13 protein-coding genes are annotated in these 12,811 nt (G+C 53.1%); 12 read left to right on the forward strand and 1 reads right to left on the reverse strand.

What is annotated here, in order from left to right:
- Positions 1–30 precede the first annotated feature (30 nt).
- The 12 genes from dtd to AB1500_12435 all read left to right on the forward strand — a co-directional run bounded on the left by dtd (position 31) and on the right by AB1500_12435 (position 12,611).
- The gene (dtd, locus tag AB1500_12380; GenBank protein ID MEW6183947.1) at positions 31–474 is read left to right on the forward strand and encodes a D-aminoacyl-tRNA deacylase; all 444 of its coding nucleotides are present in this window, start codon (positions 31–33) and stop codon (positions 472–474) included.
- A 144-nt stretch (positions 475–618) separates the two neighbouring features.
- Complete coding sequence (locus AB1500_12385; protein ID MEW6183948.1) at positions 619–1,245, forward strand: MBL fold metallo-hydrolase; 627 nt, start codon at positions 619–621, stop codon at positions 1,243–1,245.
- Between the two features lie 337 nt (positions 1,246–1,582).
- Positions 1,583–3,349 carry a DUF255 domain-containing protein gene (locus AB1500_12390; GenBank protein ID MEW6183949.1) on the forward strand — a complete coding sequence of 589 codons (1,767 nt, stop codon included), beginning with the start codon at positions 1,583–1,585 and terminating at the stop codon, positions 3,347–3,349.
- A gap of 224 nt (positions 3,350–3,573) precedes the next feature.
- Positions 3,574–4,233: a response regulator transcription factor gene (locus tag AB1500_12395; protein ID MEW6183950.1), complete on the forward strand. Its 660-nt coding sequence runs from the start codon at positions 3,574–3,576 to the stop codon at positions 4,231–4,233.
- An 850-nt stretch (positions 4,234–5,083) separates the two neighbouring features.
- Complete coding sequence (locus tag AB1500_12400) at positions 5,084–5,794, forward strand: hypothetical protein (GenBank protein ID MEW6183951.1); 711 nt, start codon at positions 5,084–5,086, stop codon at positions 5,792–5,794.
- 134 nt (positions 5,795–5,928) lie between these two features.
- Positions 5,929–6,627 carry a hypothetical protein gene (locus tag AB1500_12405; protein ID MEW6183952.1) on the forward strand — a complete coding sequence of 233 codons (699 nt, stop codon included), beginning with the start codon at positions 5,929–5,931 and terminating at the stop codon, positions 6,625–6,627.
- Between the two features lie 129 nt (positions 6,628–6,756).
- Positions 6,757–7,431 (forward strand): hypothetical protein, encoded by a 675-nt coding sequence (locus tag AB1500_12410; protein ID MEW6183953.1) that lies wholly within the window; start codon positions 6,757–6,759, stop codon positions 7,429–7,431.
- A 20-nt stretch (positions 7,432–7,451) separates the two neighbouring features.
- A complete protein-coding gene (locus tag AB1500_12415; protein MEW6183954.1) occupies positions 7,452–8,129 on the forward strand; it encodes a hypothetical protein in 678 nt (225 codons plus the stop codon).
- 197 nt (positions 8,130–8,326) lie between these two features.
- Entirely contained in the window at positions 8,327–9,511 is a 1,185-nt protein-coding gene (locus AB1500_12420; GenBank protein ID MEW6183955.1) for a signal peptidase I, read from the forward strand.
- Positions 9,512–9,531: 20 nt separating this feature from the next.
- On the forward strand, positions 9,532–10,590 hold the full coding sequence (locus AB1500_12425) for a DUF5305 family protein (protein ID MEW6183956.1): 1,059 nt from the start codon (positions 9,532–9,534) through the stop codon (positions 10,588–10,590).
- A gap of 413 nt (positions 10,591–11,003) precedes the next feature.
- A complete protein-coding gene (locus tag AB1500_12430; protein MEW6183957.1) occupies positions 11,004–11,873 on the forward strand; it encodes a hypothetical protein in 870 nt (289 codons plus the stop codon).
- A gap of 27 nt (positions 11,874–11,900) precedes the next feature.
- Positions 11,901–12,611, forward strand: coding sequence for a class E sortase (locus AB1500_12435; GenBank protein MEW6183958.1), 711 nt, complete (start codon positions 11,901–11,903; stop codon positions 12,609–12,611).
- Between the two features lie 8 nt (positions 12,612–12,619).
- On the opposite strand, the gene AB1500_12440 is transcribed toward AB1500_12435, so the two are convergent.
- The coding region (locus AB1500_12440) for a type II toxin-antitoxin system VapC family toxin (GenBank protein ID MEW6183959.1) at positions 12,620–12,811 on the reverse strand (192 nt) is incomplete at its 5' end.

The following is a 12,811-nucleotide window of genomic DNA, read 5'->3' on the forward strand; positions in this document are numbered from 1 at the left end:
GACCTTACACTTTATGTGAGGAGTGGGGAGATGCGGGCTGTTGTCCAGCGCGTGGCTCGCGGCGCGGTATACGTGGACAGACAAACCCTTTCGAGTGTCGGGCATGGTCTGGTGGTGCTGCTGGGCGTTAAGAAAAGCGACACGGCTGCCGACGCCCGCTATCTGGCCGAGAAAATTGCAAACCTGCGGATTTTCGAAGACCACGACGGAAAGTTAAACCGCTCCGTGCTGGACGTAGGGGGGGCGGTGCTGGTCGTATCCCAGTTTACGCTTTACGCCGACTGCCGCCGCGGACGCAGGCCGAGTTTTACGGAAGCCGCTCCGCCGGCGCAGGCCGAACCCCTTTACCGAAAGTTTATTGATGAATTGGGCGCCCGAGGCGCGGTCACTGCGGAAGGGCGTTTTCAGGCTCATATGATTGTTGAGATCGCCAACGAGGGGCCGGTGACGATAGTTTTAGAATCGATAACGTAGACAAGCCGGAACCAGAATATTTCACCACAGAGGTACAGAGAACAAAGAGATGGAACTTATTCCGTGTTTATCCGTGGTTTGTACCCGTACCCGCGACTCGTGACTCGTGACTAAGGACTGAGGACTGAAAAAAGGAGTGCGCTTATGTTTATAAAATGCCTTGTTGTGGGCGCCCTGCAGACAAACGCCTACATCGTCGGCTGCCCGGTTAAAAAGACGGCCGCCGTGATCGATCCGGGAGCGGAAAGCGAAAGAATACTCGGGCAGCTTACCGCTGCCGGCCTAACAACGTACTGCATCCTTTTGACCCACGGCCATTATGACCATATCGGCGGCCTGGCGGAACTGCGCCGCGCCACAAGGGCGCCGGTCGCGGTTCACTTCGCCGACGCGGTGCTGCTGACCGATGTCGGCGCCAACCTATCCCTTAACTTCGGCAGGGGGAGTGCGCCGGGACCGCCCGAACGGGAACTTAAACACGGAGATATCATCGAGATCGGAGACGAGAGACTCGAAGTTTATCACGCCCCGGGTCACACGCCGGGAGGCGTCTGTTTCGCAGGCCCGGGCGTGGTTTTCACCGGGGACACCCTTTTTGCCGGTTCGATCGGCCGTACGGATTTCCCCGGCGGCGACTTCCGGGAGTTGATTGAATCGTGCAAAAAGCTGCTTCACCTGCCCGACGAGACAATCGTTTATCCCGGACACGGCCCCGCCAGTTCCATAGGCGAGGAAAGAGTACACAACCCGTTTCTGACGACCGACTGGTAGGTCGGCGGGGAGGATATTAACCGCCAAGACGCCAAGGATACAAAGGAAATAAAGGCGGGGAGTCTAACCGCCAAGACGCCAGGGAAAAGAAAATTTCGGGAAGATTTATAAGATTTATAACGATATAAGACTGGAAAAGAAATATTATAATAACCCTAATCTTAATAATTATGTTAATAATCTTGGCGTTTTGGCGGTAGAGATCTTTTAATAATTCTTGCGCTTTGGCGTTTAGACGTCTGAAAATGGGAGAAGAGATATTAAATATGGATTACCATGACTGTTTAAAAAATTTTTGTTTATTATCATATTCTTGGCGTCTTGGCGGTTCTAAAAGATGAAGGCTGAATTCAAGTTTTCCCCGCGACCGAACCGGGCGCACGAAATCAACTGGCGGCCGTGGGACGATATGGCCTTCACCGACGCGGTCGTCGAAGATAAACCCGTGTTTTTGTCGATAGCCGGGGCCTGGTGCCGGATGTGTCACCTCATGGACGAGACCAGCTACTCCGACCCTGAAATCATCGCCATTCTTAACGAGAAATATATTCCCGTACGGGTTGACGGGGACCGCCGCCCGGACGTCAACCAGCGCTATTCCAGGGAAGGCTGGCCTTCCACCGTTATCCTTACGCCCGGCGGGAGGACGATAACCGGCGGCACCTATGTTGCGCCCGAGCAACTGAAACAGGTTCTGGAGGAATTAATAAGGGTCTGGCGGGAAAAACGGGAGGAGTTCCGCAAGGCGGAAATGAAACCGCCGAAAGAAAAGGAGGAGCCCGCCCCCGCCGTTACACTGGATGTTTCCCCACATGAGCGTACCGTGAAGGCCGTTAAGCGCGCGTATGATTCCGTCTACGGCGGTTTCGGCCGCGAGATGAAGTTCCCGTTTCCGCAGGCCCTCGAGTTGGCGCTTCACGCCGTGTACACCGCTTCCGACGAGGATTGCCGGAAAATAGCGTCCGATACCCTGACGATAATGGCCGGCGGCGGGATGTACGACTCGGAAGAAGGCGGCTTTTTCCGCTGCAGCGCCAACCGGGAGTGGACGGCTCCCCGCTACGAGAAAATCCTGGGCGAAAACGCCGCGCTGCTTTTTGTTTACCTGAGGGCGTTCCAGATCACCGGTGAATTGCGGTTTACGGATGTGGCGCGCGACGTGCTGTCCTACCTGGAGAAGTATCTTCTGACCGCCGACGGTGCCTGGGCGGGAAGCCAGGACGCCGACTTTGACTATTACGGTCTCCCGCTCGCGGAAAGGCGCCGCCGCGGCGCCCCGCCTGTCGACCATACGGTTTTTATAAACCAGAACGGCATTCTTGTAAGCGCCCTCGCCCTGGCCTCCTGGGTTCTGGAGGAAGACCAGTGGCAGTCAAAGGCGATTGCCACGGCCGCGGTCATCTGGCGGAAGGCGTTCCGGGAAGGGAGGGGGATGGCCCACTATTTCGATGCGGACGGACCGGAGGTTTTCGGACGGCTTTCCGATCAGGCCGCCTTCGGCAGGGCGTGTCTCAGTCTATACAGCGGCACCGGGGACAGGACATGGCTCGAGCGCTCCGCAACCCTGGCCGAATTCGTTCTGACGAAGCTGCGCGCTCCGGACGGCGCCTTTTGCGACGGTCCTCCCGATCCGGGGGGCGTGGGAAGTCTTTCCCGGCCGCTTAAAAATATAGGTGAAAACGGTCTGGCCGCCCGTTGGCTTCTTGAGCTGGCCGCGCTGTCCGGTGACGGGCGGTATAAGGATGCGGCGCTGACCGCCTTGAAATCGCTGGCGCCGGTGTTCGAGCGCGAAGGCCTTGCCGGGGCGGATTTTGCGCTTGCGACCTGGGAGGCTATCCATCCGTGGACGGTTATAACGGTGGCGGGGAAGAAGGGGAAAAAAGAAACGGCTTTAACTGTGTCCCTCCATCACAGGGCTCTTGCCGTTTACGTTCCGGCCAAAACAGTGCGTTTCTTCCGCGCCGAAGACGCGGCGGCGCTTGCCGAAGCCGGATTGGCAGCAGGAAAGAAGGCCTGCGCGGTCGTCTGCAAGGACGGCGCCTGCCTCCCGCCGGTAAGCGATCCGGCGGAACTCACCGGGCTCCTGCACCCAAAAATAAATTGAATACCGCAACTTCAGCCAAAAAGCGGGGGTATTCTAAGGGGAAGGACTAGTCCTATCGGGTTTTGTGAGCAAATACTCTGTCAAAAATTTAATTAATCCAAAAGAATTAATTGCGTTAGTGATGATTAATCCCTTATAATGATAATTGGCACTAAATAGTAAGTTTTATTATTTTTTAATATATTTTAATTAAGTAAGACATAGTCCGAGTTAAGAAGTGAGTTATGACTAAGTTCGATGTTCTTATATGCGGCAATTCGCAAAAATGGCGCGAAAACCTGGCGTCGGCGTTTAAGGAAAGCGGCGTTTTTCACTTAACCGGAGATGCTGCTTCCGCCGAACTCGTCAAGACCGCTGCGCGTCTTTATCCGGATGTGGCGCTCTGGAAACCGGATGGCGGAAACCCACTGCAAGTTATAAAAAGGCTCCTGTCGGAGTGTCCTTTTACCCTCCCGGTTATACTTGTTAACGATCCTAATAATTATAATCTCTTGGAACTCGTAAAAGCCGGGATACGAGGGTGCCTGCCGCTTCGCCTGCGGCCCCAGCAGATAGTCGTTATGGTCGAAATAATTGTAAGCGCGGGGATGCTCTGTCTGCCGCGGTTCGACCCCGAACTATTCGGATGTGATCAGAAAACCGGCCCGACGGTTGCCTTCAAAGGTCTGACCGGAAGGGAAAGAGAAATCCTCTCCCTTCTCGCACAGAGTAATTCCAACCAGGAGATAGCCACCGCGCTGTATCTCTCGGAGTGTACCGTCAAGACGCATCTCCGGAACATCTTCAGGAAACTTGGGGTGAGGAACCGAACGGAAGCCTTGATGGCGGCCATGAGTTACGGTTTAATGGAAGGAACGGATACCAAGAGACAAAATTCTGTATAACGTTTGAGAACCATGATAAACATACGCCTCAACCGGCCGGGTATGGAAAGGATTAATTTTGCCCGGCTTTAGTATTTTTATGGTTCTTAACAGATTAATAACCACGCTTGTTATACTTTTGGCTTAATTCTGTATATACCTCTGATTTAATTCCTACTGCACTCCCGATTTAATTCCGATTGTACGATTGATTTAATCCAATAGGTGAATTGGGACGCTGGTAACTCCTTCGTTATTCATACTTACGCCTTATGGTAATAGTTGGTCGGAATGTGTTATTTTTTAATGTAACGCGGATAATTCAATCGATGGGTTATTAGTCAACCACCATTCAGGGTAGTAAATACGACAATATTCTTGTAGCACTCGCATTTGCGGGGAGGGAAAGTGTGGCAACCGAGGGCAGGAATGGCTCAAAAGGCGCGTTCCTACCGTTTTTGGTGAAATATGGAGGAACCTGGGGATGATAATAAGTCTTGGGCATTAACAGCACAGGCGCCGAAGGAGTCCGGCTTGCGCGAGATCTTAAATGCGAGAAGTTGGATCTTACCATATAAAGGGGGGTGTATAAAGCCAGGGTGTTCCAAGGCCCGGTATCCGGGTGAGTCAGCGGTTGAGTGGGTTGGATTTTGAGGTTAAGAAAGAATTAAGGTAGTCTAAAGCGCGGTCTTGAAGATCAGGCCGCGGCGAAACAGCGAAAGGATGAAATCCGGGAAGAGAATCAGATAAGGTCGGCGCGGGACCGTTTCGGAGGGTCGCTGCGCCGGCGGGAATGGAAGTAAAAAATAAAACTGAGATGCTGTATCGCAGATCCTCAAGTAACCAAATATTGAAAGGAGTGTTCCGGCAAGTGAGAAAGGCAACGATTATATGTCTGGTATTGATGATGGCGCTGGCCACGGTGGGCTACGGCTTCGCCAAGTGGTCGGATAGCGTGACGGCCACGGTTTCGGTAAACACAGGAAACGTTTGCGTGGGTATTCGGGATCTGGGAACAAACGACGACGGTATTACGAGTGATGTTATTGCGGATTTACCTATCGGTCCGGGATTGCCTAATGCAGGACAGCCTGGCGCTGACCCGCAGTACGGCGACCTGGCGGATAACAGTGAAGGCAAGGATGTTGCGAAAAAGGTCAGCGAGAACGGAACTGAAAAGTGCAAAATCGGTGACACTCAGTACTACGATTCCGTAACGGAGACCATCACCAACGGTTATCCCTGGTACGGCCCGACCACCGTCGTGGAGATCGCCAACTGCGGCTCGATTCCCGTGAAGATCGAGCGTATCGATACGGTTGCTTCCGGCGATTTGATTTCTTTCCTGCACATCGGCGCCTGGACGATGTACGTGAATGAAACAAGGATTTTAAGTGGTACAGGTGAGAATGCTCTTTACGCATATCTCGATCGCTATCAGCTTCACGCCAAGGATGTTATAAAGCTCGAAATCCAGCAGTACCTCGAAGAGACAAATGCTAATGGTCTGTGTCCGGAGAACGCGAGCGGTACTGTAACGATCACCGTCACCGCCAGCCAGTGGAACGAGGTAAATCCGTAAACCAAGTAAACTGTTATGTGATCAGCGCAGGGGCCTGTTAAGCGCCCCGCGCTGCACGCCAGTTAATAAGGAAAGATAATGTTTGTTGAATGCGATTCTTGAGCAACGGAATTAGAAAGGGGTGCTTCAGCACTGTGAGAAAGGCAACGATAATCTGTCTGATAACGATGCTGGCGCTGGCCGCGATGGGCATCGGCTACGCCAAGTGGTCGGACTTCGTAACGGCCACGGTTACGGTTAACACCGGCGAGGTTCAAATCGGTATACACGACTATTGGACCTGGGACGACGGCAACAATGATGGATGGAGCTGGCTGTTTGATTTCGATGATGATGGCCGGGACCCGCAGTACCCACCGGGTCAGAACCCTGAAAACAAGAATGTCGCGAGTTTGGTGAGCACCAACGCTGAGCCGATACCGGGAAGCGGCTACAGTAAATCCATAACCGAGGCCATTACCAACGGGTATCCCTACTACGGTCCGAGCACGCATTTCGACATCGCCAACATCGGTACTGTTCCCGTAAAGATCGAGGACATTCTGGTTACGGATGACGGCAGTAATGTGGCGAAATATCTGAAGATCGGCAGATGGTATATCACCAAATCGGTTTCGGGAGGGGCAAAAGACGGTGTAGGCAAGGACGCGCTCTTCAAAGAGCTCAAATACCTGCAGCTTCATGCCGGAGAACCAATGTGCCTGGAGATTCAGTTCTACCTGGACGAGACCGATGACCAGGGGAACCTTTGCCCGCAAAGCGTAAACGGCAGGGTAACCTACGAGTTTGCTGCCAGCCAGTGGAACGAAGTGAATTCGCCTCCGGCTCCTTAAATTGATTGCTATTAAAGGTTGGTGCGGGGGCCTGCGGGACAGGCCCCCGCCGCACCGCCTGAATTCGTGGCTGTAAATCTGCATGTTGACAGGTTAAATGAGATGTCTATGTTTAGGAAAGGGCAAGGCATGAAAAAGCTGGGGTTTATCTGCCTGATACTACTGGTCGCTCTCGGGATCATGGGAACGGGCTATGCCCGCTGGTCGGATACGGTGACCGCGGCTGTCTACACCGACCTCGGCGACCTTAACGTGGGGATGATGTATCTCCAGGTCAACGACCTTGGCTGCGATCCAACATACTACTGCCGGTATTGTCCGCAATCATGTTCCGATATCGGCAGCATAACCTGCGGCAACGGCGGGGAGGCTCGCTTCGAGCTTAACGGCTCGGCATATTACCAGAATGTAAACTTCACGATTAGTAAAGGATATCACGGTTATGCTCCGATGTTCAGCGCGCAGGTGGCCAACGGCGGGTCCATCCCCACGAAGATCGAGGACATCATGCTTGAATGGCAAAGCATAGCGTGGGACGGTTGCGGGGATTTTACGCCTCCCGAAGTGTGGAAGTGGACGATTGCCTATCCGGGCGGCGGCGCGGAAGGATACTCTTTCGAGTCGCTCCAAAGCGACATCAGGAACATCACCCTGGACCCGGGTCAGACGATGCAGATTGAACTGTACCTGAGGTGCGGCAGCGGCTGGCCGGTGTTTCTGTGGCCCCTACTTACATGTTCCGACAATATAACCCAAGGCACTCTTGAGATTACGGAGTGGCAATGCTGGAACGGAATGTGGTAATGAAAGAAGGTGACTTCAAAATGAAAAAGACGACGATAATCTGTATTATAGCGGTACTGGCGATGGCCGCGATGGGCTTCGGCTACGCCAAGTGGTCGGACACGGTAACCGCGACTGTGGTCGCCCAGAGCGGCGAATTGGCATGGGGCTGGGTAGCGGGTTCGTTTATGGATCACGAGTATGCAGGCGGCGCAGATGCTACCTGTGATCTCGGCTTAAAGAACCCCCGTATGTGCCCGGAAGGAAAGAATGTGGGTTCAACTACAGGAACGTTCAGTGACACAAATGGAGACAGCGTTTTAGACCTGCTCACCGTAACAGTCGAAAACGGTTATCCCTGCTACTTTAACGAAATAAGCGGCAGGGTCGAGAACTTCGGTACCATTCCTGCAATCATCCAGAAAGCAAAGCTGTACTGGATGAATAATGAGTTCGTTATTGACAGCTATAAAGTTTACTGGCTGGGCAAAGACGGTACGATAGTACTGTATACAAGTGACCTGGACGTCCAAAACGTGGTCGGCGGCAACTGGGTACTGGAATTTCGTTTTGGAGACAATGTGGGCGCGCAGTTACATACCGGCGATCAGGCGGAGGAATCGTTCGAGTTTCACGTTCTCCAGGCCGCCGAGCAGAATACCACCTATACATTCGGCCTCAGCGTAGAAGCGGTCCAGTGGAACGAGAGCCCGATTTAGACGAAGGGTTAGGATTTGTGGTTAAAAATAATGGTTATTCCGGCGGGGGTAAAACCCCGCCTTCTTCTTAAAAAGAAAAGCATAACGTGCAGGGGGTGAGTTCAACCCCTATCGTTTTTTGGATTAAGTCCGACAATTTAATAAAGGTTTCTTAGTTTTCTTGTCCAATTAAAAAATATTCTAAATGCATAGAGGCGATGGAAAACGACATGCGTCTTCCCAACCTCCCCCGCGACTGGCTTTGGGTATTCTGTATAGTCATTACGGCTTATTTGTTTATCAACCAGGCGCTGCCGCGCATCTCCGGGGGGTCTGTCGCAACTTACCTGGTTAAGCCCCTTCTCTACGGGCTGCTGGCCTTTTACATTCTGCGGCTGCCCCGGTACGGCGGTACCGCCCCGCGTCGTCTGCGCGGCCTTCTGATCAAGCTGGCGTTCGGCGCGGCCGCGTTTCAAATTTACCTGGCCGTAGTCGCGGGTTTTCTGGACAAGTTCGGCAAGAGCCCCAACTCTTTTAGTATGAAGGGAATATTGATCAACCTTTTTTTTGTGGGCATGAGCCTGGCGGGAACGGAGTTGACCCGCGCCTGGTTGATCAACCGCCTGCTGAGAAAGTCGGCGACGTTTTTGCCTGTTTTTATCACCCTTGTCTACACCTTTTTCATGCTGCCGCTGAACCAGATCCCGACGGCCGACTTTAAGCTGGAGACTGTCACCAGGTTCCTTGGTTCCAGTCTTCTCCCGGTTTTTATGAAAAACCTGCTGGCATCCTTTCTGGCCTTGTGGGGAGGGGCTCTGCCGGCGCTGGCGTACCGCGGGGCGCTGGAGGCGTTTGACTGGTTCTGTCCCGTTCTGCCGGACCTGAACTGGGCGATGAAGGCCCTGACCGCAACGGTGGTGCCGATGGTCGGTATGGTGGTCATCCACGAAATAATCATCAGCAAGCAGCATCCGGGAAAGGCCCGGAAGCATTCCAACAAGGGGCTGGTCGGCTGGGTCATTACGGGTGTAGCGGCGGTAATCGCCGTCTGGTTCTCGCTGGGCGTCTTCCCCGTTCGCCCGACGGTGATATCCAGCGGGAGCATGCGGCCGGGAATCGAGGTGGGAGATATAGTGATCGTCGCCAAACAAAACCCCAGGCGACTCAAGGTAGGCGACATCGTCCAGTACCGCTCAAAGTCCAGAGAAATTCCCACGGTACACCGCATCGTCGGCATCACCCCTCAGGAGGGAGGCGGCGCGGTTTTTATCACCAAAGGCGACGCCAACAGGCAGCCCGATTCCGGCCCGGTATACCCGGAACAGGTGATGGGAAAGGTCGTTTCCGTGGTCCCCAAGGTTGGGTGGGCCTCGATTGCAATTAAACAATTGTTCGCCAAATAACATCCCGGGGAGGAAATCAAATGGCACTTAAGAAAAAGCAGATTGAAAAAAGGGCGAGGCTGGCTTTGATTGTCGCCTTAGGACTGTTATTTGTCGCTTCTCTCGGCCTTCTGTATTATGTTTACAGCCTGCCTTTAACCATAAAGAAACAGGTTCCCACGTACAGCTACCGCCAAAAGGGACAGATCACCTACCAGGTGCACATCAAACCCAACAGTGTCTTCCCGGAAAAGATAATGGGCCCGGAAAGGACTTATTTCAGCAAGCTGGTGCAGTCAATCGACACCTACTACTCTTACGAGTTCAGCGCCGATCAGCCGGGAAAGCTCAGTGGGACATACAGCATTACAGCCACCGTCGAGGCTCCGGAGTTATGGAGCAAGGAGTTCGTTCTTGTTCCGAACACCGGTTTCAGCGGGGAAGGCAAAACCCTTTCCTTCAATAGTGAATATCCGCTTAAACTGGACGGTTACCAGGAGTTCTTAAAGAAAGTCGGCGAAGAAACAGGTGTAAGCGCCAGGGAGCCGAAACTCGTAATCCGCACCAACATTATTCTTAAGGCGGTAACTGATGAGGGGGTAATAAATGAGGCCCTCACTCCCACTATGACAATTCCCCTTACAACAGGAGAATTCATAATTGAGGCCAAGCCTTCAACTAAGAAGGACGCCCTAACCGAGACGGTGACCGTACCCGACCCCACAAATAAGACCAAAAAGAACTACACACCGGCCTTGAGCGCCGCTCTCGGGCTGTTGCTCATCCTGTTCCTGTCGTTTACGCGCGGTAAGGCGGCGGCTGAATTGAGCCTCGAAGAGAGAATCCTCAAGCAATATGGCGACCGTCTGGTAAAGGTTTCCGGCGCGATCTCGCCCGACGGGGCGGTAACCATGATTTCGTTTGATTCCATTGAAAGCCTGATAAAAATGGCGGACGAACTCGGCAAGCCTGTAATATATCAAAGTTCCGGCGCCGGCGCGCCTCCCGCCTATTATGTTTTCGAAGGCGCAACGGCATACGGCTATGTTCCCGAGATGAACCACGAGGCATGCCCGGCCTCGGCCGTAACGTTATCCTGAAGCAGGTATGAAGGTCCCGTGTTCATAGGTAACTGTTAACAGATTCACCGCGGAGGCACAGAGCACACAGAGAAAAAGAAGAGGGGAAAATGGAGAGCTGATCTTAAGGTGAGGCGTTCTAAGTGGCATTGTATTTAACGATGCAAAGAAGTTATGACATGCCGTTGAGTGCCGGGTGGTTCCGGCATGTCAGTTAGGGGGGGCAGCTTTAAGATCGTTGGGGACGGTTAGGCAGCTTTGTCGGCAAACACCTGCAAGGTAAGTTGAAACACGGTTTAGAAAAAGAGAATATAATGCCGTCTGAAGGAAAATAATACATAATTTTAATAATATTTATTGGTTAATGGAGGGAAAAGGCCTGCGATTGTAGTATCAATATAATAGATCTTATTTCCACCGGAGGAATTTTAACAATGATATTAAGAGCGTTTCTACGGGTTGTCATCGGCGCGCTCTTTTTGAGCGCAATTGTCGCCGGAGCCATGTTTGTAAAATGCAAGGACGTACTGGCGGAAGATGCGGTGTCGGTGATATTTGACGGCAGCCGGTTGACCTGCGAGACAGACCCGTACATAACCGGTGAAGTAAAGCTTGTCGATGATCATACTATTTCGGTGCAGATGGGCAACCTGTACCCTTATGGCAAGGCATCGTACCAGGCCGTTATGACTAATGTGGGGAGCGTGCCGGCTGAGTATGACGGGGCCGAGGTCGAGGCAGCCGCCGTAGTTCTGCTTGATTACCTCGGGTCATCCTGCCGTATCAGTTACGATAAAGACGGTCCGGGCGGCGAACCGGAAGTTGACCTGGGATACGTGCAGAACCGGTGGGGGCGGATCGACCGGATCGACGAGGCCTTGAATAATTCATTAAAGAGGCTGACGCTTGATCTAGGCGGTTGGGTCAAGTTAACCAATGAAATAACGGTTACGGAGGCAGGACAGCAGGCTCAGAAGAAGGCACAGAACCAGAGTTTGACCTATAAACTGAAAATCAATTACAAGCAGACTTATGAAGATAAAGATTACCCTCCCGGTGACGGTGACGGCGGCGGCGGAGGAGGCGGTTTTCGTCCGACGGTAACACCGCCGCCGCGCGGTGAAATTCCGTATGCTCCTCCGACTCCTGATCCAGTGGTTAATATCCAGCCTGCCCCCATTCCGCCGGTAGAACTGCCTTTCACCGGAGGAAACCCGACGTTTTTCATTACTGTCGGCCTGTGTGTAACCGGTTTTGGTTACTTGCTGATTCGCCGGTCGCAAAGCGGACGTTGCCAGGAATAGCGGTAATTCGATAAATACGGGAGGAGATTGAAAATTCGCGGGCTGAAGATCTGCGGTTTTGCACTGATGGCTGCGGGGGTAATGCTGATGCTTTACCCCCTCTTTACCGACTTTTACGCACGGTATCAACAAGACAAGCTGCGGGCCGCTTTTATTGCCCAGGAAAAAGAAACAACGCCGGCACAAATGACGAATGGGCAAGACAAGAGATCCGGAAACAGTGGTTCTTCCGGCGCAGGATTGTCCGGTGAAGGTCCGTCCGGTACAGATTCTCCTCGTGGAGGCTATTCCCCGTATCGTGGACCGGGATGGGCGATTATCGAAATCCCTGCCATTGACCTTGATGCGCTGGTTGTACGCGGTACATCGAACGGGGACCTGTGGAGGGGACCGGGGTGGTACGAGCAGTCAGCGCTACCGGGGGAGGGGAATACTGCCATCGCCGGACACCGTACCATGTACGGCGCTTGGTTCGGACGCCTGAACCGCCTGCGTCCCGGCGACTCAATCATCCTCAGATACCAGGGTCGGTCTTATACTTATAGGGTAGAAAAGACGTTTAGCGTCGCGAAAAACGACTGGAGCGTCATTCAACCCTGCGGCTACCCCGTCCTGACACTGACCACCTGCCAGCCTCTCGGAAGCTCAAAAAAACGACTGATAGTCCGTGCCGCCCTGGTCAATGATGATTCGACCATAAAGACCGGTTCAACATCCATAAACGCGCAGGTGCATTAAACAATGGATCAAACCAGGGCTGCAGGAGAAATAACCTCAAGGCCCGGAACCCGCGAAAAGTGTTCGATATTGCCGGTTACAATGGTTAACCCGTGAGCTAAGCAAGTGCCGGCGATAAAAACGTCGCGCGTCCCAATAACCATACCTTGCTGCCGGAGTCCTCTTTCTATATTCGCGGCCATGCAGGCAGCCTCTTTATT

Source organism: Bacillota bacterium, assembly GCA_040755295.1.
In the GTDB taxonomy this organism is placed as follows: Bacteria; Bacillota; Desulfotomaculia; order Desulfotomaculales; family Ammonificaceae; genus SURF-55.